24 protein-coding genes and 1 other RNA gene are annotated in these 25,716 nt (G+C 34.1%); 21 read left to right on the top strand and 4 right to left on the bottom strand.

Features of this window, described 5'->3' with window-relative positions:
- Positions 1–10 precede the first annotated feature (10 nt).
- Positions 11–334, top strand: coding sequence for a DUF3870 domain-containing protein (locus tag CEF14_RS08785; RefSeq protein ID WP_102692497.1), 324 nt, complete (start codon positions 11–13; stop codon positions 332–334).
- A gap of 71 nt (positions 335–405) precedes the next feature.
- On the opposite strand, the gene CEF14_RS08780 is transcribed toward CEF14_RS08785, so the two are convergent.
- A complete protein-coding gene (locus CEF14_RS08780; protein ID WP_102692496.1) occupies positions 406–1,272 on the bottom strand; it encodes a YitT family protein in 867 nt (288 codons plus the stop codon).
- A gap of 490 nt (positions 1,273–1,762) precedes the next feature.
- On the opposite strand from CEF14_RS08780, the gene dapB reads away from it, so the two are divergent.
- Genes dapB through CEF14_RS08760 form a run of 4 tightly spaced genes read left to right on the top strand, consistent with a single transcriptional unit; the run spans position 1,763 to position 5,318 of the window.
- Positions 1,763–2,560: a 4-hydroxy-tetrahydrodipicolinate reductase gene (gene dapB / locus CEF14_RS08775; RefSeq protein WP_102692495.1), complete on the top strand. Its 798-nt coding sequence runs from the start codon at positions 1,763–1,765 to the stop codon at positions 2,558–2,560.
- Between the two features lie 15 nt (positions 2,561–2,575).
- Positions 2,576–2,980, top strand: a complete 405-nt coding sequence (gene mgsA, locus CEF14_RS08770; protein WP_102692494.1) for a methylglyoxal synthase — start codon at positions 2,576–2,578, stop codon at positions 2,978–2,980.
- 15 nt (positions 2,981–2,995) lie between these two features.
- Positions 2,996–4,132, top strand: coding sequence for an N-acetyl-alpha-D-glucosaminyl L-malate synthase BshA (gene bshA / locus CEF14_RS08765; protein ID WP_102692493.1), 1,137 nt, complete (start codon positions 2,996–2,998; stop codon positions 4,130–4,132).
- The gene (locus tag CEF14_RS08760; RefSeq protein ID WP_102692492.1) at positions 4,125–5,318 is read left to right on the top strand and encodes a CCA tRNA nucleotidyltransferase; all 1,194 of its coding nucleotides are present in this window, start codon (positions 4,125–4,127) and stop codon (positions 5,316–5,318) included. Before bshA ends, CEF14_RS08760 begins: the two co-directional genes overlap by 8 nt.
- Positions 5,319–5,440: 122 nt before the next feature.
- On the opposite strand, the gene CEF14_RS08755 is transcribed toward CEF14_RS08760, so the two are convergent.
- Positions 5,441–6,037 (bottom strand): C40 family peptidase, encoded by a 597-nt coding sequence (locus CEF14_RS08755; protein ID WP_102692491.1) that lies wholly within the window; start codon positions 6,035–6,037, stop codon positions 5,441–5,443.
- A gap of 428 nt (positions 6,038–6,465) precedes the next feature.
- Between CEF14_RS08755 and CEF14_RS08750 the strand changes: the two genes are divergently transcribed.
- From CEF14_RS08750 to CEF14_RS08705, 10 genes are all read left to right on the top strand, one after another.
- Complete coding sequence (locus tag CEF14_RS08750) at positions 6,466–7,449, top strand: biotin--[acetyl-CoA-carboxylase] ligase (protein ID WP_102692490.1); 984 nt, start codon at positions 6,466–6,468, stop codon at positions 7,447–7,449.
- A 217-nt stretch (positions 7,450–7,666) separates the two neighbouring features.
- Positions 7,667–8,506, top strand: a complete 840-nt coding sequence (panB, locus tag CEF14_RS08745) for a 3-methyl-2-oxobutanoate hydroxymethyltransferase (RefSeq protein ID WP_102692489.1) — start codon at positions 7,667–7,669, stop codon at positions 8,504–8,506.
- Positions 8,503–9,354: a pantoate--beta-alanine ligase gene (gene panC / locus CEF14_RS08740; protein WP_102692488.1), complete on the top strand. Its 852-nt coding sequence runs from the start codon at positions 8,503–8,505 to the stop codon at positions 9,352–9,354. The genes panB and panC overlap by 4 nt, the downstream gene beginning before the upstream one ends.
- A 3-nt stretch (positions 9,355–9,357) precedes the next feature.
- Positions 9,358–9,744 carry an aspartate 1-decarboxylase gene (gene panD / locus CEF14_RS08735; RefSeq protein WP_102692487.1) on the top strand — a complete coding sequence of 129 codons (387 nt, stop codon included), beginning with the start codon at positions 9,358–9,360 and terminating at the stop codon, positions 9,742–9,744.
- Between the two features lie 196 nt (positions 9,745–9,940).
- A complete protein-coding gene (gene dinG / locus CEF14_RS08730) occupies positions 9,941–12,721 on the top strand; it encodes an ATP-dependent DNA helicase DinG (RefSeq protein ID WP_102692486.1) in 2,781 nt (926 codons plus the stop codon).
- 172 nt (positions 12,722–12,893) lie between these two features.
- Positions 12,894–13,376 (top strand): cell wall elongation regulator TseB-like domain-containing protein, encoded by a 483-nt coding sequence (locus CEF14_RS08725; RefSeq protein WP_102692485.1) that lies wholly within the window; start codon positions 12,894–12,896, stop codon positions 13,374–13,376.
- Between the two features lie 360 nt (positions 13,377–13,736).
- Positions 13,737–15,032 carry an asparagine--tRNA ligase gene (gene asnS, locus CEF14_RS08720; RefSeq protein WP_102692484.1) on the top strand — a complete coding sequence of 432 codons (1,296 nt, stop codon included), beginning with the start codon at positions 13,737–13,739 and terminating at the stop codon, positions 15,030–15,032.
- Positions 15,033–15,119: 87 nt separating this feature from the next.
- Positions 15,120–15,851 (top strand): DnaD domain-containing protein, encoded by a 732-nt coding sequence (locus tag CEF14_RS08715; RefSeq protein ID WP_322788383.1) that lies wholly within the window; start codon positions 15,120–15,122, stop codon positions 15,849–15,851.
- Between the two features lie 14 nt (positions 15,852–15,865).
- Positions 15,866–16,525, top strand: coding sequence for an endonuclease III (gene nth, locus CEF14_RS08710; RefSeq protein ID WP_102692483.1), 660 nt, complete (start codon positions 15,866–15,868; stop codon positions 16,523–16,525).
- Positions 16,522–16,869 (top strand): YpoC family protein, encoded by a 348-nt coding sequence (locus CEF14_RS08705; protein WP_102692482.1) that lies wholly within the window; start codon positions 16,522–16,524, stop codon positions 16,867–16,869. Before nth ends, CEF14_RS08705 begins: the two co-directional genes overlap by 4 nt.
- Positions 16,870–17,036: 167 nt before the next feature.
- On the opposite strand, the gene CEF14_RS08700 is transcribed toward CEF14_RS08705, so the two are convergent.
- Positions 17,037–19,715, bottom strand: a complete 2,679-nt coding sequence (locus tag CEF14_RS08700; protein ID WP_211284588.1) for a PBP1A family penicillin-binding protein — start codon at positions 19,713–19,715, stop codon at positions 17,037–17,039.
- 35 nt (positions 19,716–19,750) lie between these two features.
- The gene (gene recU, locus CEF14_RS08695; RefSeq protein WP_102692481.1) at positions 19,751–20,356 is read right to left on the bottom strand and encodes a Holliday junction resolvase RecU; all 606 of its coding nucleotides are present in this window, start codon (positions 20,354–20,356) and stop codon (positions 19,751–19,753) included.
- 175 nt (positions 20,357–20,531) lie between these two features.
- Here recU and CEF14_RS19030 point away from each other — a divergent pair, with 175 nt between their 5' ends.
- The 6 genes from CEF14_RS19030 to rnpB all read left to right on the top strand — a co-directional run bounded on the left by CEF14_RS19030 (position 20,532) and on the right by rnpB (position 25,707).
- Complete coding sequence (locus tag CEF14_RS19030; RefSeq protein ID WP_170061491.1) at positions 20,532–20,708, top strand: hypothetical protein; 177 nt, start codon at positions 20,532–20,534, stop codon at positions 20,706–20,708.
- Between the two features lie 188 nt (positions 20,709–20,896).
- Positions 20,897–21,259: a YppE family protein gene (locus CEF14_RS08690; RefSeq protein WP_245890256.1), complete on the top strand. Its 363-nt coding sequence runs from the start codon at positions 20,897–20,899 to the stop codon at positions 21,257–21,259.
- Between the two features lie 4 nt (positions 21,260–21,263).
- Positions 21,264–23,543, top strand: a complete 2,280-nt coding sequence (locus CEF14_RS08685) for a DEAD/DEAH box helicase (protein ID WP_102692479.1) — start codon at positions 21,264–21,266, stop codon at positions 23,541–23,543.
- The gene (locus CEF14_RS08680; RefSeq protein WP_102692478.1) at positions 23,544–24,803 is read left to right on the top strand and encodes a ribonuclease H-like domain-containing protein; all 1,260 of its coding nucleotides are present in this window, start codon (positions 23,544–23,546) and stop codon (positions 24,801–24,803) included. It begins immediately after the preceding gene.
- Positions 24,804–24,896: 93 nt separating this feature from the next.
- Complete coding sequence (gene gpsB / locus CEF14_RS08675) at positions 24,897–25,223, top strand: cell division regulator GpsB (RefSeq protein WP_211284586.1); 327 nt, start codon at positions 24,897–24,899, stop codon at positions 25,221–25,223.
- Positions 25,224–25,319: 96 nt separating this feature from the next.
- Positions 25,320–25,707: RNase P RNA component class B (gene rnpB, locus CEF14_RS08670), an RNA gene on the top strand.
- The last annotated feature ends 9 nt before the right edge of the window (positions 25,708–25,716 follow it).

The raw sequence follows: 25,716 nt of genomic DNA, 5'->3' as shown, positions 1-25,716 counted from the left end.
GGATGGAATGATGAATACTATATTTATTGCAGGACATGCAAGACTTCCTTCAGGGATGGCTGCAAAAAATATATATGAGACTTTAACAATTACAGCAGAGATTGATAAGAAATATGGAGTAATCGTTGCGGCAAGTTGTACACTTGCAACACAACATAGCCAAGTATTTGTTGAAAATATATTACGAGGTTATAGTTTACAAGACGGTATTGAGACCCCTATTAAAGTCGTTAAGGAATATTATCTAGGGAAAGCAGGGAATGCCCTAGTATCATCATTAAAAGATTTATATAAACAATACGAACAACATGTTCTTTTGAAAGTCCATAATTAAAGCTAAAGGGTAACTTCAAAGTCTTTTATATAAGGACTAAGAAGATACCCTTTTTATCATTTAGATTAGTATTACTCTATTGGTTGTTTTTGATCATCTAATGTAAAACCTTCTCCACTTACATCATGGACTTCGGATACAGTCATGAAAGCATGTGGATCAACTGATAAAACGATACTTTTTAATTTGAACATTTCATTCTTTGCAACTACACAATAGATAACTTCACGATCTTCTTTCGTGTAATAACCATATCCTCTTAAAAAAGTGACGCCTCGATCCATCTGTTTGGCAATACGTTCTGCAATTTCACTATTATTGTTCGAGATGATGATTGCACCCCTTGCCGTATAAGCACCTTCTTGTACAAAATCGATTACTCGTGCTGTTACAAATACACAGACTAAGGTATACATTACAGAACGGGAATCTAAGAAAGTGATCCATGATAAAATAATAACAATAGCATCAAATATGAACATTGTTTTTCCCATTGGCCATCCGAAGAATTTATTGACTAAACGGGCAATAATATCGACACCACCAGTTGTACCCCCCACTCGGAAAATAATACCTAATCCAATGCCTAGAAATACACCAGCAAATAATGAGACAAGGAACATATCATTGTGTAAGTCAATTGTAAACGTATAAATTTGGAATACCTTTAGAAATACAGAAACAGAAACAGTACCGATAATTGTATAGATAAAGGTTTTTCGCCCAAGTACGCGCCAACCAATGATAAACATAGGTATGTTTAATACTAAGTTCATAATTGCGGGATCAAGATGGAATACGTTGTATAAAATTAACGTAATACCGTTAAAACCACCTTCACCCAAGTGATTTTGTATATTAAAATGTACAAAACCAAAACTAAAAATAGCCGCACCTAATATGATGAACAAAGTATTTTTAATTTTAATATTTGGCATTCATTTTCACCTCATTTTTAAGTTGTAGAGTATAATAACGATAAATGTACAGAAAATTGATTCCATTTATCGAAATCATCAAGAATAGATGATACAGTTATAGTTATAAGTGTTTCCCTCTTTTTACATGGTTTTGCCATATTTAATAACTTAACACAAGAATATATTATCATGTATTTTATGGATTTTGACAACTACCTTAATAGTTGATTAGGATTATGTGGGGAGACTCTTGAGAAAATAAAAAGTATACTAATATTTATTTATTAGCACATCTAACAGGAAAATTAGGAGAATGCTAAAGCTGCAAAATGTAAATAGGGGGCAAAATTTCACTAAAGTTATCAAATAGTAGAATAATGATTTTGAGGGGTTTATTTTTATTTATTTCATAAATGTTGAAAACATATTATGACAAAAGCCATATAAACAGTAATTAAAATTTGAAACACGTGTTAAAAAATCATTGGAGTAGAAAGGAAGAGAAGTAATGACAATTCGAGTAGTAATAGCAGGACCAAGAGGTAAAATGGGACAAGAAGCGGTTCACACAGTAATGAATGATGATCATATGGAATTAGTTGCTGTTCTGGACCATAGAGAATTGGCTGTAAACTTATCTCAATATGAACAATTCCCAGAACATTATGATGTTCCTGTATATACAGAATTACATAGATTATTTGATGTAGTAAAAGCAGATGTTTTTGTTGATTTAACGACACCTCAAGCTGTATACGAACATACAAAAACAGCACTTTTTGCAGGAGTACGTCCTGTAATTGGAACTACAGGATTTACAGATGGACAGTTAGAGGAACTTACTAACATTGCGAAGTCATCAGAAATAGGATGTATTATTGCCCCTAATTTTGCCATAGGAGCAGTATTAATGATGAAATTTGCACAAATGGCTGCTAATTATTTTTCTGACATTGAGATTATTGAAATGCATCATGATAGAAAATTAGATGCCCCTTCAGGTACAGCTGTAAAAACAGCTCAATTGATGACTGAAAACCGATTATCTCATAAACAAGGTCATCCAGAAGAACACGAAAATATCCCTGGAGCACGTGGTGCAGATTTTGATGGTATGCGTATTCACAGTGTCCGTTTACCAGGTTTAGTTGCACATCAACAAGTATTATTTGGTGGAACAAGCGAACTACTAACGATACGTCACGATTCATTTGATCGAAAATCCTTTATGACAGGTGTAAAATTGTCTATTGAAAAGGTAATGGGGTTAAAAGAATTAGTTTATGGATTAGAAAATATTTTATAGAGAGAAGGTAGCATGATGAAAATTGCATTAATTGCACATGACAAGAAAAAAGATGATATGGTGCAATTTGTGACAGCATATCGCGATATTTTAGCACAGCATGATCTTTTTGCTACAGGTACAACTGGACAAAGAGTAATTGATGCAACAGGCTTAAATGTGACAAGATTCCGTTCTGGTCCATTGGGGGGAGACCAACAAATTGGTAGTATGATTGCCAATAACGATATGGATATGGTTATTTTCTTTAGGGATCCATTAACAGCTCAGCCGCATGAACCTGATGTCTCTGCTTTGATACGTTTGAGTGATGTTTATCAAATTCCATTAGCAACCAATATGGGAACTGCAGAAGTATTATTAAAGGGATTACAAGAAGGATTTATCGATTGGCGTTTAATTCAAGAACGCAGAAAATAGAAAGGTAGTGGTCGGATGAAAAAATTAAAAATCGGAATAACATGTTATCCGACCGTTGGAGGCTCTGGTGTTATGGCAACAGAGTTAGGTAAAATGTTGGCTGAAAGAGGACATGAAATTCATTTCATTACATCAAGTATGCCTTTCCGTTTAAATAAAATTTATCCAAATATTTTTTATCATGAAGTTCAGGTAAACAATTATTCTGTCTTTCAGTATCCTCCATATGACATTGCATTGGCGAGTAAGATGGCAGATGTTATTCAAAGTGAAGAACTAGATGTATTGCATGTACATTATGCTATACCACATGCAGTTTGTGCCGTGTTAGCACGAGACATGTCTGGACAAGATATCGGTATAGTAACTACATTACACGGTACTGATATCACTGTATTAGGATTTGATTCCTCATTAAGCAGTGCAATTCGGTATGGTATAGAGAAATCTGATATTGTGACAGCTGTTTCCAATTCTTTGAAACAACAGACTTATGAGCTAATTGAAACAAATAAACCGATTGAAACAATTTATAATTTTGTGGATGAACGTGAATATACACCGAGAGATGGCAGACGACTTAAAGAAGATTTTGAAATTCAAGAAGATGAAAAAGTATTAATACATGTATCGAATTTTAGAAAAGTAAAACATATACCCGATGTTATTCGGACATTTGTTAAAGTAAGAGAGAAAATACCTGCTAAATTATTATTAGTTGGTGACGGTCCGGAGAAGAATCAAATCATGCATGAAGTGAAAAAGTGTAAATTCACTTCAGATATTTTGTTTTTAGGGAAGCAAGAAAATTTATCGGAACTTTATGCAATTAGTGATTTAAAATTATTAATGTCTGAAAAAGAAGCATTCGGGTTAGTCTTGTTAGAAGCTATGGCGTGTGGAGTACCAGGGATTGGTACGAATATTGGTGGAATTCCTGAAGTAATCGAACATGGTAAAAATGGCTATATTGTGGAACTTGGCGATTATGAGAAAGCTGCAAATTATGCAATTGAATTGTTGCAAGATGATCAAAAGTTACAGCAATTTAGAGAATCAGCTATTTATACGGCAAATCATAGATTCCATTCATCGAATATTGTAGAACAATATGAAGCGCTTTATGAAAAGGTGGCAAGAAAAGATGATTAAGCAAAAATCATGGGAAGCCGCATTTGATGTTATAAAGTCACTCGAAGAAAATGGCTATGAGGCTGTTATAGTAGGTGGTGCAGTACGGGATTCATTAAGAGGCCATGTGGCGAATGATGTTGATGTAGCGACAAATGCTGTACCTGAAGAAGTAAAAACTGTTTTTGCACGTACAGCAGATGTAGGAATTTCTCATGGTACTGTTCTTGTCATACATCCCTTAAGTCCTGTGGAGGTAACAACATATCGTACAGAAGGTACCTATCAAGATCATCGTCGTCCGGATAAAGTGCATTTTGTGTCTTCATTAGCAGAGGATTTAAAGCGAAGAGATTTTACGATCAATGCAATGGCAATGTCAGGAAATCAGGAAATTATTGATTTGTTTGGCGGTAAAGAAGATTTGCAAAATGGCGTAATAAGGGCTGTAGGAGAACCAGTAGAAAGATTTAAAGAGGATGCTTTACGAATGCTCCGCGCGATTCGTTTTAGTGCACAGCTAGGATTTGAAATAGAAAATTCTACATTTGATGCTATTTCTAAACAAGCAAAAGATCTACATTTTATTGCAAAGGAACGTATAAAAGCTGAATTTGATAAGATTTTTGTTAGTGAACATCCTCAGAAAGCAATACAAAATATTCAACAATCCGGTTTAAATCAATTTTTACCAGGGGACTATAGTCAAATGGAGCTTTGGGAGGATTTTAAAGCAGATATAGGATCGTGGAAAGGTTGGGCATTTTTCTGCTTATTACAACCAAAGCAGGATGTTGAACTTTTAAACGTGTTTAAATGCTCTAATAACGAAAAAAAACGCGTAAAAGATATAATTGATGCTTATCAATTATTAATTTCTGATGGATGGACAAAGAGAAACTATTTCGAATATGAATTTGAAGTTTTGAAAACAGCGTTTGAATTTGCTAACTATCTCAAAAAAGCACCAGCAAACCCTAAATCCGTAGAAGAGATAAAACAAATTAAGGCAAACTTAGCCATTCAAAAGAAAACGGATTTAGTTGTAACAGGGCATGATTTGATAAGATGGAGTAGTCAAAAAAGCGGACCTTGGTTAAAAGAAACTCTTGAAAAAATACTGACAGAAATTCTTGAAAATCGTCTAAAAAATGACCAACAACATATAAAGAAATGGTTTTTGAGTGAATATTCTAGAAGTATCTAAAACGATGGTATATCAACATTTTAACTATCTAAAATAATCGATTTTTTAATCAGGTGACTAAAAAGCGACCAATTTAAAAATGTCGTCTAATAAGTCACCTGTTTTTGCATTATCTTTTTTACTTACCAGGCAATTGTTTTAGCGGTTTTGAAACCATTTATTTTTTGAAAAGATTCATTGAGGTAGTCGTAAGGAGCAACAATATCAGGAATAATTTCCTTATAGGGCTTTACAACAAAATGTTTCCAAGTAACTTTAGGTCCATAATAATATGATTGCCATACTAGTTCTGAACAATAAATATAGTTTCTATTTTTGGGGTTAGATGTTATATCATATGTTCTATTTTTGTATGTACCTTTTATATAATTGTCCCAAGCGTATTTTCCTGCTTCTTTAGCTTTTTTAGAATCTTTATATCTAACAACTTTAGTGGTTTTAAAATCTTTAATCCATTTATCAAAACTCATATATGTAGGTTTTTTACCTTTATTTCGTGGATGAATATCAATAACTTTATCTTTATAAACAATTCCAGAGTGACCAGTATAACTTCTTCTGTCTCCTCCTTTACTAGAAATTAAAATGTCTCCTGACTTTAGTTCGTAGCCCTTCATTTTAGCTGCTAACGTATCTTGAGGAGAAATGATAAGACTGGTCATTAAAAAACTAACAGGTAAAAGCACTGATAACACTATTTGTTTAAGAGAAATACTCATTTTACTCCCTCTTTCATAATTTTGTTTAATTATACCATTTATTGTTCATTGTGGAATGATCGGAAATGTGTAAATATTATTAGCGCTTTATTAGTATAAAATTCATGTTAAATATTAAGAATTTCAAAAAATAGATATTAAATGATAAATACTTGATTTTTAAAGAGAGTTATATAAAAATATAAATTTACATAAGGTAGTGTCAAAACTTAAAATGTCAATTAATAGATTATAAAGTGCAAAAGAAAAATTAGATAACATGATGCTACACTAGAGTGATGAAAAAATAACCAATAAGTGACCAAAATGTTAGTATTGTTTTAGATATAGACATCTTTTTGATAATTAATGATATGATTAAATCTGATAATTAGCTCTATATAAACAATGTGCACGATACTATATTTAAATAAAGGAATGGTTTTTGAGTGAATGTACCCATTAAATATGAATTATTAAAGCGTTTATCTGCTGCAAATGGAAAACCACTTTCAGGACAACAATTGGCGGATGACTTGAATATTTCAAGAACGGCAATTTGGAAGCATATGAAACAACTGGAAGAAGAAGGATATACATTTGAATCGATTCGAAAAAAAGGATATATATTGCTTTCAACACCCGATACATTAGATCCAGCTAAAATCACATTAGCACTTGAAACAGAGCATTTTGGAAAAAAGATTGTGTATGAAAAAATATTAACATCAACTCAAACAGTAGCGCATCAATATGCGCAAGAGGGAGCACCAGACGGAACAGTTATTATCTGTGAAGAACAAACAGATGGTAGAGGTCGCTTAATGAGAGAGTGGAAATCTCAAAAGGGGAAAGGAATTTGGATGAGCGTTATTTTACGCCCCGATGTTCCACCCTATGAAGCACCTCAATTTACATTAGTAGCAGCCGTTGCCATTACAAATGCTATAAAAGATGTGACAGGAGTACGTCCAGATATCAAATGGCCAAATGACCTATTGATTAATGGTTTGAAATGTACTGGTATATTAACAGAAATGCAAGCTGATCCTGATCGAGTGAATGCAATTATTATGGGAATTGGAATTAATGTTAATCATGAATCTGAAGATTTTGATGAGGATATTGTTCATATTGCCACATCGTTAAAAATAGCTTCAGGTAAACAAGTTGACAGAGCGAAACTCGTAGCGAAAATTCTTTTCTATTTAGAAAAGTATAGTAAACAATATATTGAAGAAGGTTTTGAAAACATTAAAACTTTGTGGGAAGAATATTCTTGTACAATTGGTAGTCGTATAAAAGCAACAACTTTACGTGATGTTTTTGTTGGAAAGGCAATTGGCATTACAAAAGATGGTATCTTACAATTACAGCTTGATGATGGAAGAATTGAAAACATTTATTCAGCTGATATTGAACTTCAAAAATAAATATTGTTTATCGTTTTAAATATTGTTATAGTGATATCACAGGACAGTATCCAATTGGAACTGTACCTAAAAATTTTTCTACACTACAATAAGAATATCTGCCTTGATCTTTTTAGACAGGGACGGAAGAAAACGATTACATGAGACTATACTACCCTTCTGTCCATTTTTGACAGAAGGGTTTTTGTTTTCTTCCTCATTAAAAGGAGGAGCTTAAATGAAAAGTACAACAGATTTTCTAAAGATGAAAGAACGTAATGAGAAAATTGTCATGTTAACTGCTTATGACTATCCTTCGGCAATGCTTGCTGAAAATGCTGGTGTAGATATGATTCTAGTTGGTGATTCACTTGGAATGGTTGTTTTAGGCTATGATTCAACGGTTAAAGTAACATTGGATGATATGATTCATCATGGGAAGGCTACAAGAAGAGGAGCTCAAAATACATTTATCGTCGTAGATATGCCTTTTGGAAGTTATCATGGTGATGTAACAGACACTTTAAAAAATGCTGTTCAAGTATTCCAAAAAACCGGTGCCAATGCTTTAAAATTGGAAGGTGCAGGTATATTAGTAAAAGCAATTAAGACACTAATTTCTGCAGGTATTCCAATTGTAGGGCATTTGGGATTACAGCCACAATCTGCAGAAGTATTAGGTGGCTATAAAGTACAAGGGAAAACAGTTGAAACGGCAGAAAAACTAATCGAAGATGCATTAGCACTTGAAGAGGCAGGAGTTTGTGCAATTGTTTTAGAATGTGTACCACATCAATTAGCAGGCGTTATTGCTGCGAAATTGAAAATTCCTGTGATCGGTATTGGTGCAGGTCAAGAAGTTGATGGACAAGTATTAGTTTACCATGATGTTTTAGCTTACGGTAATCACCACGTACCTAAATTTGTAAAAACTTTTGCGGAAGTAGGTAAAGAAATAACACAAGGGATTGAAGATTATCGAGATGAGGTAAAAAAAGGTTCATTCCCTACATCATCACATCAATTTACAATGCCAGATGAAGTCCTTGGACAATTATATGGAGGAATAAAGAGATGAAAGTCATCAAAACAATCATTGAACTTCAACAAGAATTAGAAAAGTATCGCATAAAAAATAAAAAGATCGCTTTAGTTCCAACAATGGGTTATTTACATGAAGGGCATTTAACATTAGCAAAAACTGCAAGACAAGAAAATGACATTGTGGTGATGAGTGATTTTGTTAATCCAACTCAATTTGGTCCAAATGAAGATTATGAAAATTATCCTAGAGATTTAGCTAGAGATGAAAGAATTGCAACAGAAGCAGGTGTAGATTACTTATTCGCTCCATCTGAAGATGAAATGTATCCAGCAGATGGAGGTATTCGAATCGAAGCAGGTCCTGCTTCTAAAATTCTTTGTGGTGCATCGAGACCAGGACACTTTAACGGTGTTTTACAAGTAGTATCAAAGCTATTTCATATCGTTCAACCTACTAATGCTTATTTTGGTCAAAAAGATGCACAACAACTAGCCTTGATCAAGTTGTTAGTGAGAGATTACAACTTTCCGGTAACTATATGTAGTGTACCAATTGTTCGTGAAGATGATGGGCTTGCCAAAAGCTCTCGAAATGTATTTTTAACAGCTGAAGAAAGAAAGCAAGCTCCTATAATTCAACAAGCATTACAACAAGCCAAAGCAGACTTCTTAAGTAACCATGATAAAGAACTTGCCATTCAAAAAGCGATTGATATGATTGAGACAAAAACATCAGGTCATATAGATTATTTAGAATTACGAAGCTATCCAGATTTACAAGAAATTCACCCTGAAACAAATCAATTTTTACTTGCAACAGCAGTTTATTTTTCAAACGTAAGGTTAATTGATAATATTCTTTTTACGAATGAGGAGATCTAAAAAATGCTAAAAATGATGATGACTTCAAAATTACATCGAGCAACAGTTACACAAGCAGACTTGAATTATGTTGGGAGTATTACAATTGATGCAGATTTATTAGATACAGTTGGAATTTTACCAAATGAAAAAGTGCAAATTGTAAATAATAACAATGGTTCACGTTTTGAAACATATACCATAGCTGGGGAACGTGGATCAGGCGTAATTTGTCTAAACGGTGCTGCTGCAAGACTCGTTCAACCAGGAGATATTGTAATTATTATCGGATATGGTTACATGACATTAGAAGAAGCCACAAATCATAAACCGACAGTTGCAATTTTAGATGAACAAAATAAAGTAAAACAATTAATTAATTATGAACCTGAAGCAACTGTAATGGTTTAGTTGATCATTAAAAAAGCTTAGTATATCTTAGATACTAAGCTTTTTTGTTCTATTTTATTTTCCATTTAGCCTCTTTCTCTAAGAAATTCTTTAATATTATTCATAAACTTAAATGATCTATCACCAAATTCAGCTATTCCTCTCGAAATATGATAAAATCTTCAATATAACATGAACGGAAAGTTGTGAAGAATAAATGGAAAGTCAAACTTACGCCATTGTCGATTTAGAAACAACAGGTCATTCCTCACAACAAGGAGACCGCATTATTCAAATCGCTATTGTCTTGATGAAAGATTGGAAAGTAATTTCTAAATATACATCGTTTGTGAATCCAGGCAAGAAGATACCCTATTTCATTCAAGATTTAACACATATTACAGACCAAGAAGTACAAGATGCTCTTCCTTTTGAGGAGCAGGCACAACAAATTTATGAGCTTTTACAAGATACTGTCTTTGTTGCTCATAATACTGATTTTGACTTGCCATTCTTACAAGCAGAGTTTAAACGAGCAGGTTTACCAAAATGGTTTGGGAAACATATGGATACAGTTGAGTTATCGAAGATTCTTTTTCCGACTGCATTTAGTTTTAAATTGCAAGATATTTCAATGGAGTTAGGCATAAGATTAGCGCACGCTCATCGGGCTGATGATGATGCACTTGCAACAGCCTATTTATTAAAAGCTTGTTGGGAAGAACTTCTGTCATTACCATTAGTAACCATCGAGCAACTTCATGAGAGATCATTTCATTTAAAGTCAGATTTGTCACAGCTTTTTTTAGATGCAATTCATATAAAAAGAAAACAACCGAATGATAGTGATGGCCATTTATATTATCGGGATATTGCTTTAAAACAATCAATAAGGGTGGAAAAAACAGATCATAAGAATCTAGCCTATCCATCATCTTTTCAGGAAAAAGAAAAATTATTTGAAGCAGCATTCAATAATTTTGAAGTGCGCCCAGATCAATTTAAAATGATGGATACGGTTTGGCAGGCACTTGTTACAAAGCAAGAAATAATGACTGAGGCATCAACAGGAATTGGAAAGACTCTTGCATACCTAATCCCAGCTATTATTTTTGCTAAAAAGAATCATTGTTCAGTTGGAATAAGCACGTATACATCACATTTACTAGATCAATTATTGCAAGAAGAGTTACCAAAGGCAGAAGCAATTTTAAAAACTAACGTTACCACGGCAGTAGTAAAAGGGATGGAACATTATGTGGATCTTGACCGAATTTGTGATCTTTTACTAGTAAAGGATGATTCATATGATGAAAACTTTACGAAGATGCAATTAATCGTTTGGTTACAAGGTACAGACACAGGTGACCTTAGTGAAATTACTTTATCAGGTGGTGGACAGTATTTAGTTGATAAAATTCGTCGAACTCAAACAACTTCAGTAACTCATCATAAGAATGCGTTTGATTTCTATTTAAAAGCACTTTCAAAATGTAAGGATGCAGATTTAGTGATCACAAACCATGCAATGGTATTAGCAGACTTGGGTAGGGAAGAGCCTATTTTAAAACATTTAAATGGTTGGATACTTGACGAAGGACATCAGTTTTTACAGGCGGCCACATTAAGAGATGAGAAAATTTTTTCTTATACACACTGGAAGTATCTATTTGGACAAATAGGATCAACCGAAACACATACAATAGAGCATTCTTTTTATCTTAGTATGCAACAAGAAGACAAAATTCCATTGCGACAATTAATGGCGCTAGAATCTCAGTTTAGAGACATGACTCAAAGCTTTGACAAAGAAATTGATCGATTATTACACCACCTACCCATACAAAACGGAAAACATAGACAAAATAAACAAAGTTTTTTACTATCAAATATTGAATTGGCGCAACCTTTTGGTTCTGAATTTAGTCGTAAATTAACACACTGGCTAAACTTAGCAGAGTCAATAACAACAACCTATTTACAATATCCTGACGAATTGTCATTGAAGCAACAAACAAATCTTGCTGATTGGCAATACCAGCTTCGAGAACTAAAAATTTGTTTGGCAGAATGGAACTCAATTTTTTTACGACATCAAGAAAAAGATACAGAATGGTTAGAAATTGATATGAGAAGTATGCCAGGTAGTCTTCATATATTTAAAAGACCAGTTCAAGTCGAAGATTCAATCACAGATGTTTTGCAAGAATTTCGTAATAAAACGGGAATTATCTGGACATCCGGTACTTTAACAGTTCCTAATGATAGACGTTTTATTGCAAAGCAACTTGGTCTTTCAGAAGATGTTCCACTATATCAATTCCAAGCACCAAAATCTTATTATGATGGTGCAAGTCTATATATTGTGGATGATATGCCTGACATTAAGAAGGTAACACAGACTGCATATATTGAATCTGTAGCCGATGCTATTGTACAAACTGTATTAGCCACGGAAGGTCGCTGCTTTGTATTATTTACTGCGCAAGACATGTTGCGCAAGACAGTTGAACTCATTCAAGAAACAGGTACACTTGATGATTATATGCTTTTCGCTCAAGGAGTGTCCTCAGGTAGTCGCATGCGTTTACTGAAAATGTTTCAACGCTTTGAACATTCTGTACTATTTGGAACAAATAGCTTTTGGGAAGGTGTAGATGTCCCAGGAGATGCATTAGCAGCGGTCATTGTTGTAAGATTACCATTTTCATCACCAGAAGAACCATTTTTTAAGGCAAGGGCAGAACGAATAACAAAACAAGGATTGAATTCGTTTTATAAACTATCGCTGCCAGAAGCTATTTTAAGATTCAAGCAAGGTTTTGGAAGATTGATACGTTCCTCACAAGATAAAGGGGTATTTATTGTTCTTGATCGACGGATTGAAACGAAATCCTATGGACAGGAATTTATAGACGCGTTACCTGATATTCCAGTTAAAAAAGTGTCACTTGAACATATGGTCTTTGAATTAGAAGATTGGTATAATAAACATTAAAAGCGAAAACGTTCTTGGTTCCCTATACGAAGTATTAAATCAAAAAAATATTTTCTGATTTTTGTCCATGTACTTTCTTTAAGTACCAGCTCGTTAAGCTGATTAAAATGAAAAAAGAAAGTGGCTTGTTAGGATAGCTAGCTACGTGATAAATGAAACATAAGGTGATATAATGAAAAACTGGATAAAGTTTTTAACAATTTTTTTACTGATCCTGTCGTTATCACTAATCGTTATAATTGGTTGGAAATCTTATTCACCATTTTACAGTACGGAAAAGACTGCAAAAGCAGCTGTTTTACAAACACAACAGTTAAAAACAGTAACAGATACTTATGTGTATCATGGTAAAGATGATTACGTAACGGTTATTGGTACAGATAGTAATGGCAAAAAGAAAGCTGTCTTTGTTCCTCAAGGTAATACTAAAGAAAAACCTACAGCAGTCTTGATGAAAGACGGAATATCAAAAAAAGACGTTCTTTCCGAAGCAACTAAAAATGGTGATGTAAAAAAAATACTTCATACTAAATTGGGGCTAGAAAAGCCAGGAGTTGTATGGGAAATTACTTATCTTAACAAACAAGATAAACTCAATTATGTATACATCATGTTCGATAACGGACGCTGGTGGAAACGTATTTTGAATTTATAATATTTACAAGGATAACAACTGTAGCTTGATCGATAACTGCAATTGACCGAATTTCTTTTGAAAATGAAAGTTAAATCATTTCACACGAAATTTATGGAAAACTTGTATATAATGGTGTTATATACTTCTCAATTGCAGCTACTTTTACATAAGTACGCAGCAATTGTAGAATTTTGCGGCACCCAAGAACCGTATAACAATGAGAAAAGATAGAAATAACTTAGAGACTAAATCTAAACAAGCTATTCCTGTTTTCATGTGTTTATTCAACAACCAATATTTTTTAATCTCATTGTTAAAAATAACTTAATTACACATTGTTAGAGTTTCTAATAAATGTTTGAAATGCTGGAGGGTAACATGAAGAAAATTACAATTCAAGACATGCCAAAACATGTCGGCGAAACTGTAAAAATTGGCGCTTGGTTAGCAAATAAACGCTCAAGTGGTAAAATTGCGTTTTTACAATTACGAGATGGTTCAGGCTTCGTTCAAGGTGTAGTAGTAAAAGTAAATGTATCAGAAGAAACATTTGCTACTGCAAAATCTATTCATCAAGAAACATCTTTATATGTTGTTGGTGAAGTAACAGAAGATACTCGTTCATCATTTGGATATGAACTTCAAGTGAAAGAAATTGAAGTGATTGCTGAATCCCATGATTATCCAATTACACCAAAAGAGCATGGGGTAGAATTCTTAATGGATCATCGCCATTTATGGTTACGTTCTAAAAAACAACATGCTAACATGAAAGTTCGCAATGAAATTATTCGTGCAACTTACGAATTTTTCAATGATAATGGCTTTACTAAAGTTGATCCTCCAATCCTAACAGGTTCAGCTCCCGAAGGAACATCTGAATTATTCCATACTAAATATTTTGATCAAGATGCTTATCTTTCTCAATCTGGTCAACTTTATATGGAAGCAGCGGCTATGGCACTTGGAAAAGTATTTTCTTTCGGTCCAACATTCCGCGCAGAAAAATCAAAAACACGTCGTCATTTAATTGAATTCTGGATGATTGAACCAGAGATGGCATTTGTTGAACATGATGAGTCACTTGAAATACAAGAACAATATGTTTCATATATTGTTCAATCTGTACTTAAAAATTGCAAACTAGAATTAGAAGTATTAGGTCGTGATACATCTAAACTTGAAAAAGTACAAGCACCATTCCCACGTATTTCTTATGATGATGCGATTGATTTATTACACGAAAAAGGCTTTGATGATATTCAATGGGGAGAAGATTTCGGTGCGCCACATGAAACAGCAATTGCCGAACATTTTGACAAACCAGTATTCATCACTTGCTATCCAGTAGGTATTAAACCATTCTATATGCAACCACATCCTGATCGCGATGATGTTGTACTTTGTGCAGATTTAATCGCACCTGAAGGTTATGGTGAAATTATTGGTGGTTCTGAACGTATTTGGAACTATGATTTAATGAAACAACGTATTGCTGAATATGGGCTAGATGAAGAAGCTTACGCATGGTATCTTGATTTACGTAAATATGGATCAGTACCACACTCAGGATTTGGTTTAGGACTAGAACGTACAGTTGCTTGGATTACTGGTGCCGAACATGTACGTGAAACAATTCCATTCCCACGCCTATTGAACAGAATTTATCCATAAATACAAATTTATAGACATCAACAAAATGCAAGAAGGATTGCTTAAGCAATTCTTCTTGTTCAATTTAATATAGAGGGGAGTTCGACGATGATGAATGAAGCAGAGCGACTCCAAATTTGGATTGAGCGGGGAAGTGTCAATATTTCTCAGCTTTTTTTTCAGTTTTATAAGGAGCTACAAATTTCAGATACTGAAGCCATGCTAATTATGCATTTAAATGCTTTTCATGAAGAAGGAAATGAATTTCCCACACCTACTAATATTGCAAAGCGCATGAATTTAACTGAAGATATGATTGCATCAAGTATGCAACGTCTTATGCAAAAAGGATTTATGGAGATCCATCAAAAGTTAGATGAACAAGGGGTTCTTTATGAAGTTATTAACCTAATGCCACTTTGGAGCAGACTTCTTGATTGTGTTGTTGCTAATAACGAAAAAAACAAAAAAGAGTCAAGTAAGTTAAAAGAAGGACAACTATTTCAACTTTTTGAACAAGAATTTGGTCGCTTTTTATCACCAATGGAGACTGAAATGATTTCGATGTGGCTTGATCAAGATGGGCATTCACCAGAAGTTATTCGAAAAGCATTGATGGAAGCGGTAATATCTCAAAAACTTAGTTTACGATATATAGACCGGATTCTTTTTGAATGGAAAAAAAATAATGTCAAAACACCAGAAGATGCAAATAAGCTCTCTAAAAGTTTTCGTAAAAATACATTACAAAAAAATGTAGTTCAACCTGAAAAAAAAGGATCAGAACAACCACCATCAAGTAATGTTCCTTTTTACAACTGGTTAGATCGCCATAAGTAAAAGGAGGATTGTAAATGTTAACGAAAAAGCAGTGGGAAATGTGTCTGGAAGAAATGGAAGAAATGTTTCCTGATGCACATTGTGAACTAATACATGACAATCCGTTTGAACTGACAATCGCTACATTACTTTCAGCGCAATGTACAGATGTATTAGTCAATAAAGTAACTGCAACTTTATTTAAAAAATATAAAAAGCCGGAAGACTATTTAGCTGTTCCGTTAGAGGAATTAGAACAAGATATTCGATCAATTGGTCTATATCGAAGTAAAGCTAAAAATATCCAAAAGCTTTGCCGACGATTAATAGATGAATTTAACGGCGTTATTCCAAATACACGTGAAGAATTGGTTACTTTGCCAGGTGTCGGTCGTAAAACTGCCAATGTTGTACTTTCTGTAGCTTTTGATGAACCAGCTTTAGCAGTTGACACACATGTAGAACGTGTTACAAAACGATTAGGGCTATGTAAATGGAAAGCTAGCGTGTTAGAGGTTGAACAAACTGTGATGAACAAAACCCCTAAGGAAAGATGGTCAAAAACCCATCATCAGTTAATTTTCTTTGGACGTTATCACTGCAAAGCACAAAATCCAAACTGTGATGCATGTCCATTATTTGATCTTTGTAGAGAAGGGCAAAAGAGAGCAAAGAAAGGTCTTGTAAACAGATGATTGAATGCAAGAAAGAGGCAATTACAAAGGGAATTGTGGATCAATGGATGAATGAATGGGGAATATTAAGAAAATCTATTCATCAATCACATACAGTAAGAGATGGCAAAGCGAAAGAAATCATGTTACAAGCTATACAATTGTATGAATCCTTTGTTTTGAATGCATCTAACAGACAAGATCTTCCATTAGAAAATGAACAATATGAAATTCTACCAGTAAATGCAATAGAAAGACTTTCTTTTATTAAGACTCGTCCAGGACAATATGCATGCTATCGTCAGTTAGATGAATTATTTATAGAAACGAAAAAAAAATGTGCAAGATTGCGGTTAAAACACTAAAAAGGATATAAGATATTCTTGATAAAACAATAAACAAACTAAAGTATACGTTCGGTTCATCACGTTTACTTTTGGATATGCTTTAATACTTTTCACCATGAATAGCTTCGGCATCTTATATGTTGGATAAAAATAAAACGCGAGAGATTTATATCTCTCGCGTTTTTTTATTGGGCTTGTGATTGATATTGCTGATCAGGTGTAGTTTTTCTGTTTACACTATTTAAATTTGCTTTGTTATTTCCGTTTCCATTCCCATTATTTTTGGAAGAATTATCAGTACCATCACCGTTGCCATTACCATTTCCGTTCGAATTACCTTGATTTTGCTGATCGGATTGGTTATTTTGGTCTGTATTACCGCCAGTATTGTCAGTATTGCCAGTATTGCCAGTATTGCCTTGATTGTTACTATCTGTTGGTGCATTTGGATTTTGCGTTTGATCAGGAGACGTTGGAGTCTGTGTTTGATCAGGTTTTGTTACATCAGGTTTAGGTGTTGCTGCTTGAATTTGGATAGTTGTTGTTGCAGCACTACTTGTTTTGCCATCCGCAACTGCTACTACTGAGAATACATAAGTCTTCCCATCTTCTGCCCCATTATAGGTAAATGAATTATTAGGGGTTTCCGTTAAAGTTTGAGAACCCCCACCATCTACAGAAACTGAGACTTTAAATGTTGGTGATCCATTACCACTAGCATCATGTGACCAAGATAAATTAATAGCTTTTGATTGATCATCATAAGAAGCTTTTAATCCCGTTGGAGCACTTAATTTTTGGGTATCTTTATTTTCAACTTTAGGTGTGTATGATACTGGCTGTTTTCCTTTTACATATAATTCACTACCTATACGCACAACTGAACTTGGTTGTTGGAAATTAGGTGTTTGCGTGTTTGCTGAAATTTGAGACATAACAGTTCTAAATAATTGTTGCGGAAGAACTCGTTCTGCACTAGTTGTTATTGGATTTTTATAATCAGCATAACCACTCCAAACAGCAATTGAATATTTAGTTGTATACCCAGCAAACCATGAATCAGGAACAGCTGAGGCAGGAAGTCCGTAATCAGTAAATTGCTGCGTACTATAGTTAGTTGTACCAGTTTTCCCTGCAACATCTAACCCAGGAATGCCTGCAGCAGTACCTGAAGCACCGTATTTAGAACTTACTACATCGCGAAGCATATCTGTTACCATATATGCTGTATAATCGCTCATTGCAGGTAAAGGATCTGGTGTATAGGATTTAGCTGTTTTTCCATCACGGTAAACAATTTTCTTAATCGCATGTGGTTTTGTATAAATACCATTATTCCCAAACGCTGCATAGGCACCTGCCATTTCAATTGGAGATAGGTTAATCTTACCACCGCCTATTGCATCAGATTCTGTAACATTATTAGCTTCAATGCCGAGATTTTTTATAAATGATTTAGCTTTATCGGTACCAACTTCTTTAAACGTTTTAACTGCAGGGATATTACGTGAATTATAGAGTGCTTGTCGAATTGTAATAGTCCCCTTGTATTGATGGTCAAAGTTGTTAATTTGTTGATTTGTACCTGTATAAGTCATAGGCTCATCGACAATTGTTTGGCCTGTTGACCATTTTAGGTTTTCAATAGCAGGACCATAATCGATTAATGGTTTCATTGTTGAACCTGGTTGACGATTTGTTAATGCTTCAGCATAGTTAAATCCACGCTCTGGACCATAGTTACGACCGCCGCCAACAGCTGCTATTGCACCAGTTTGCGTATCAATAACGGCCATACCTGATTGAATATCCTTTGTAGGGAAGTTAGCAGAATTATTCATTGTTTTTTCAACGATTTTTTGCGCTGAAGGATCTAATGTTGTATAAACATTCACACCTTCTTCTAACGCCTTTTCATCTCCATTTTCGGCTAACTCTTTTAATACAACATCAATAAATGCATCATATTTAGAAGTAGAAGCAGTTTTACGTTTGCTTTCTGGAAGAAGTCCTTTTCTAATATCTACTTTCATAGCAGCTTCCATTTCTTGCTTTGTAATTTTCTTATGTTGATACATCAATTGTAAAACAATATTACGACGTTTTTCAGCAAGATCTGGGTTTTTGAATGGGTTATAGCTGTTTGGTGCTTGTGGCATACCAGCTAAAACTGCTTCTTCATCTAAAGTTAAGTCCTTTAATTTTTTTCCATAGAAGTATTTTGCCGCAGTACCAAAACCATAAATACGACCAGACATTAATACTTTGTTAAAGTACATTTCGAAAATTTCTTCTTTGGAATACTCACGTTCAAGCTGAATGGCCAAATAAGCTTCTTGAGCTTTACGTTTTAATGTTTTCCCATTATTTAAAAAGGAGTTTTTAATAACTTGTTGCGTTAATGTACTACCACCTTGTGCACCGAAACCAAAGCGTAAGTTTGCTAAAACCGCACCACCTAAACGATAAAAGTCAATACCGTGATGTTCGAAGAAACGCGAGTCTTCGGTTGCGATAATTGCATCCCTCATCCCTTTTGGTATATCCTGATAATTTACATGTTCTCGTTGCTGATCACCCATTGTATAGAATACCTTACCATTCGCATCATAGAATTTCGTTGATACGGGGTCTTTTAATAGTTCTTCATCTAGTTTTGGTGCTTGTGCAGCATAGATTGCAAAAACAGATGCACCAACAACAAACATTGCTATACCTAAAGCCAAAATGGCTATTACTATCTTTTTAAGCCAAGAACCTCTGGGCCCTTTTGGACCACTAGGCCCTTTTTTCTTTGTATGTCGTTTTCTCTGTTGTTCTTCTAGTTGCTTTCGTTGTTGTCGAGAATTGACTTGTTGATCCACAACATTCTCCTCACTTTCTCATAACTACGATCAAGTTATGGTAGCAATTGTGTGATTGCTTTTAAATAATCTAGTCTTGGGACATATCCTGGATGTATTTCAAATGCTTGTCCCTCAAACTCACTTAGGGGAATAGACTTTCTTCCACCTTTTAACATTCTATTCCATGCCGATAACAGCATTTCTAAAGGTACTACAAAATAGCGTTCTAAGGAAGAGAAACGTACTAATAAAAAACATATTCCTTTTTGTTTGGCCGAAGACTCCATATGTGAGACTTGGTGAGGGTGAACATTTTTTAACGGGAATGATGTTTTATTTTCTGTTTCTTTAGCATCGAAATCAATATAGTAACCTTTATATACACCATTGTAGTCGGTTGTTGATGGTGTTCGAAAATATGCTTCTCGTATAACGGCAGCACTTCTTGATGGATACTCTACTTTGACGATTTGTATTGGAACAGGTTTCTTATGAATTACCGCAATGTTCCGTTGTAGATAAAATTCATTTGTCTCATCTATTTCTTCCTCTAGAGTTTTCCCACGATTACTATAAGATAAATCCTTCTTTTTTAAAAGATTTGTCTCTTGCTTTGATGTGGGCGTGTATTTCTTTCCATTTGGATATCGAATAGTCATCATAACACCTCATCTGCATTCTATAATACCATAAATCACGGAGGTTATTTGATGAGAAATTTATGAGAAATAAGTTAAAAAATAAAACTATTATCGTCGAAATGGCACTTGTTTTGTCCTCTACAAAGGAATTGCAATCTTTACCTTGAAAACTTATAGCAGGAGGCGATACATTATGAAAAAAATAAACAAGCTAATTGCATTAATTGAAATGGTAGACGAGCTTTTAAAAAACAGAGTGAACCATGAAGAAGAAATGTATAACAAAACACTTGAGAAGAACATAACACATGTAGCTAACCGCCTTGATTTAATGGAACAGCAAAAGGAATATTTGTTCGCTTTAAAGTAGTGAAAAAATATCTTTTTTGATACACTAATATATGAATCAATTTCACAATGTAATATTTATATAAAAATTACGAATAATAATGATAATTAGATATGTTCATTGCCTCGCTTTAGACGGCGAGTCCTTGAAGATAAATCTAAAATGGAATTATGAAATTGAATCATGTAAGTAGCAAATTATAGATGGAGGTGTGTGTATTGTTACAAAGTTTAACAGAAGAATTACTAGAAGAATGTAAAGAATGTTGGCAGCGATTTCTGAAAATGAGGGAAACAGACACATCTCCTGATTTTTTTAAAGATGTAAAGCCTCAAGCTGATTTATATCATCAAAAGTTGTTAATGTGGAAAAATGAAGTTGAAAAATGGATCGATATGAATAAGCCAAAATATATACACAAAATTCAAATACAAAATGCTGTAGAGTCAATGGATCAGTTTATTGTTCAATCTTTCTATCCAAAAACAAGTAAAAAACGATTATTTCAATCGATTCAATCGGTTATATATACATTAGAGACATTGCAACGTTTATTACAAAAGGATGAGTAAACAAATGAGTAAAAGAAAATCTATTGAGGAATTACTACAAGAATGGCAATCTAATCCTGAAATGCAAGACAGGGTTGAATATGTATATACAATACCTGCTCAACCGGCAAAATTAGTTGATTTTCCGAGTAATTTACATCCATCCCTTGTAAAGGCATTACACAGTAGAGGGATAGAGCAACTGTACTCTCATCAAAGAGAGGCATTTGAATATGCAACAAATGGACAATCATTTACAGCTGTAACACCAACTGCTTCGGGTAAATCATTATGTTATCATTTACCTGTTCTACAATCCATAATAGAGAATAGGGAATCTAGAGCAATCTATTTATTTCCAACGAAGGCACTTGCTCAAGATCAAAAAAGTTATTTAAATAAGTTAATCGAGGATAGTGGAGAAGAAATTTTAAGCTATACATATGATGGAGATACTGCACCTGGAATTCGGCAAAAAGTACGTAAAGCAGGACATATTGTGATGACTAATCCAGATATGCTACATTCAGGAATACTTCCACATCATACAAAATGGGTTTCACTATTTGAAAATTTACAGTATATTGTCGTGGATGAGTTGCATACGTATAAAGGAGTCTTTGGTTCACACGTATCACATGTACTAAGGCGCCTTCTTCGAATTTGCCACTTTTATGGTAGCCATCCAGTTTTTATTTGTACATCAGCTACTATAAAAAATCCAAAAGAATTAGCAGAAAACTTAACCAATACAAAACACAAGCTAATCACTAATAATGGTGCACCTACTGGAAAGAAAACGTTTTTATTTTATAATCCACCAATCATTCATCCGACGTTCGGAGTTAGAAGAAGTGCTATTTTAGAAGTAAGAGATTTGGCGAAGGAATTGTATAATTCAAAAATTCAAACGATTATCTTTGCTAAGAGTAGAGTAAGGGTTGAGATGCTTGTTACTTATATGAAATCACTTACAGTAAAGAAAATCCAGGATGAAACAATTCGCGGATATCGTGGGGGCTATTTGCCTTCTGAGCGTAGAGTAATTGAAAAAGGATTACGAGATGGCACAATTCAATGTGTTGTTTCAACAAATGCTTTAGAACTAGGGGTTGATATTGGTCAATTACAAGCTTGTATCATGACGGGTTATCCAGGCAATATTGCAAGTGCATGGCAACAAGCAGGACGTGCTGGTAGAAGACAAGATGATGCGTTAATCATTTTTGTAGCTCAGTCTACTGCATTGGATCAATATATTATAAAACATCCACAGTATTTATTTGAAAGCTCACCTGAAGAAGCAAGAGTTTACCCAGAAAACATGTTAATTCTTATGGACCATTTAAAATGTGCTGCATTTGAATTACCATTTCGAGTAGAAGATACGTATGCAGAATTTGGTGTACAAGATTTCCTTGCATACTTACAAGAAGAGGGAGTACTTCTAAAAACATCTGATAAATGGCATTGGATGAGTGATAGTTTTCCAGCTCATGACATTAGTCTAAGATCAGCCTCTCAGGAGAATGTTGTAATCATCGATCAATCTATCCCAGCACATACTAAAGTCATTGGTGAAATGGATCGCTATAGTGCATTAACATTACTTCATGAAGAGGCAATCTATTTACATCAAGGAACTCAATTTCAAGTTGAAAAATTAGATTGGGAAGAGAAAAAAGCTTATGTTCGAGAAGTAGATGTTGATTATTTTACAGATGCTAATCTAGCAGTGGAACTAAAAGTTATTAGTGAAGATAAAAGTAGAATGATTAAAAATGCGGAGGTAGCATTTGGGGATATCATGACCCTTGCTACGGCTACAATTTTCAAAAAAATACGATTTGGAACTCATGACAATATTGGAAGCGGTCCAATCCATTTGCCACCTGAAGAACTTCATACAAGTGGGACATGGCTTTCTTTTGACCACCCTCTTCAATGGAAAGAAGATGACCTAACTGGGGCGATGACAGGTGTTGCATATGCGATGAATAGTTTTATACCATTATTTATTCAAAGCGATCGAAATGATGTTCATGTTGTGCCACAAGTAAAAGCAACTCATTCAGAAAAGCCCACTTTTTTTGTTTATGATCGCTATCCAGGAGGAATTGGATTAAGTGAGCGCGTATATGATTTGTGGGAAGATTTGTTGTATCATGTCTATGATCATGTAGCGAGCTGTCCTTGTCAAAATGGCTGTCCTTCATGTATAGGAGCACAAGATTTAACTAGCAATGGAAAAAAACAAGTATTAAAATTCTTAAAATCAATATTATTAGCAGAGTTGGATGATTAAATGTCATATGAAAATAAAATTCTTCAAATGAAGAAGATGCTAAAAAAGGTGACCAAAACTGAACATGAATCTAAAAAAGTGTTTCAAAAGCCTTGCGTACCATCCTATGCGAAACGATGGGAAGAAGCTGGTTTAAAGAGAATCGAAAATGATTATGGCATCGTTTTTTTACTTGAAAAACATTATTCAGCAGACTATCAACATGGCAAATTTCATTTAGGTGAACTTTATGATGCATTTCAATTATGGCAAAGTTCAAACCTTAAACATCCGATTGCATTGACTGATGAAACCAATTTAGTCTTTTATGATACGGAGACTACGGGTTTAAAAGGTGTTGGTACACAGATATTTTTAAATGGTTTACTAGAAGCCGAACAAAATGGATTTGTATTAAAGCAATATGTACTGGCAGACCCAAGTCACGAGGTAGCTTTTTTGTGGGAATCAAAACTTTGGCAGGAAAAGAAAACGATCATTACCTACAATGGTAAGAGTTTCGATTGGCCGCAGCTACAAACACGCTTTACATTGCATAAAGAAGATTTACCGAAGTTACCTGAGCAAAAGCAGATTGACTTATTACATGGCTCTAAACGTATTTGGAAAAATGATTTATCCCGTATGAAACTAGCGCAAGTTGAAGAAGAAAAATTAGGGTTTCATCGTAAGGGGGATATACCAGGTTATTTAGCACCAATTATTTATTTAGATGCAGTAAAAAGCGGGGATCCAGAGACTTTGTTAAAAGTACTTGAACACAATGAGTATGATTTATTATCTTTAATCACTTTATATATTCAGGCAACAAAGTTATTATGTGAGGGAATACAAGAAGAGTCTGCAACTACTTATACGAATATTGGTAAATGGTTTGGCGATTTGTCTAATATAGAAACAAGTGGGAAAATATTAGAAAATGTTACTCGTCAATATAAAAAAGATGAATCAGGTTATGCATATTATCATTTAGCATTCCAACAAAAGAAGCAACACAACTTTGCGAAGGCATATCATTCTTTTATTCAAGCAATTCCCTATATCGACGAACGGCAGCAAATGATTGCTTTTATAGAACTAGCTAAAATTGATGAACACCGTCATCAAAATTATGACCAGGCGCTTAAATATACGAAACAAGCTTATCAACTAGTAGAAAACAGCTTATTATGGGAAAAGGATCAGAAGAAAAGAAAGTTGAAAGAAATTGAAAAAAGATATCTACGCAATGAAAAGAAAAAATTATTGCTTGGGAAATAACATATATAATTTTTTGCTAGACTATGGAAGCAACAAAGTAAACTTGGGGGAAATGTGCTATAATTAATAGACCTACGTTTATATGGAAGGAAGATGGATATGGACATTAAATTATCAGCAAAAATAATTTTAGATAAAGATTTTAAAACAGGAATTAGAGGATATAGCCAAGATGAAGTAGATCAATTTTTAGATATTATCATACAAGACTATGAATCTTTTGAAAAAGCATTAGCAAAAAAACAAGAAGAAATTGATTTGTTGAAAAACGAGTTAAAAACAGCGCAGTCACAATCAGGATCACAAGAATCAAGACGTCAAGCACCATCTTCAGCTTATGCTAATAATACAAATTTTGATATTTTAAAACGTATTGCCAATTTAGAGAAACACGTATTTGGCGATAAACTTTATGATTAACTTTTGTTTCACACTTTTTTCACAAAATAATCATAAAAAATCACGAAACACTTGAATTAGAAAAACTTTAGGGATATAATAGTCAAGTCATCATAAAAGAACAAGTAATCGCTGCAACGCTTGACGTTGTTGAGGAAAGTCCATGCTCACACGGATCTGAGATGACCGTAGTGTTCGTGCTTAGTGAATAAATAAGCTAAGGCAGTCAAATGGCTGACGGCGAGAGGAAAACCTAAGTCCACTATTGGATATGGTTGAAACTCTCTGAAAGTGCCACAGTGACGAAGCTGTTGCGGAAACGTAACAGGTGGAACGAGGTAAACCCCACGAGTGAGCAACCCAAATTATGGTAGGGGCACTCTCCTGAAGGAAATGAATGGATGGAGAGACGAAGGTTTTTTACTTTCGTAGATAGATGATTACTACCCAGTCGTACAAGGCGAAAGCCGTGATAGTACTTGGGCACAAAACATGGCTTATGGTCTTTTAATGA

The organism is Rummeliibacillus pycnus (assembly GCF_002884495.1).
Taxonomy (GTDB): domain Bacteria; phylum Bacillota; class Bacilli; order Bacillales_A; family Planococcaceae; genus Rummeliibacillus; species Rummeliibacillus pycnus.
Note: the sequence above shows the minus strand (reverse complement) of the source record. Positions and strands in the feature narration are given on the sequence as shown.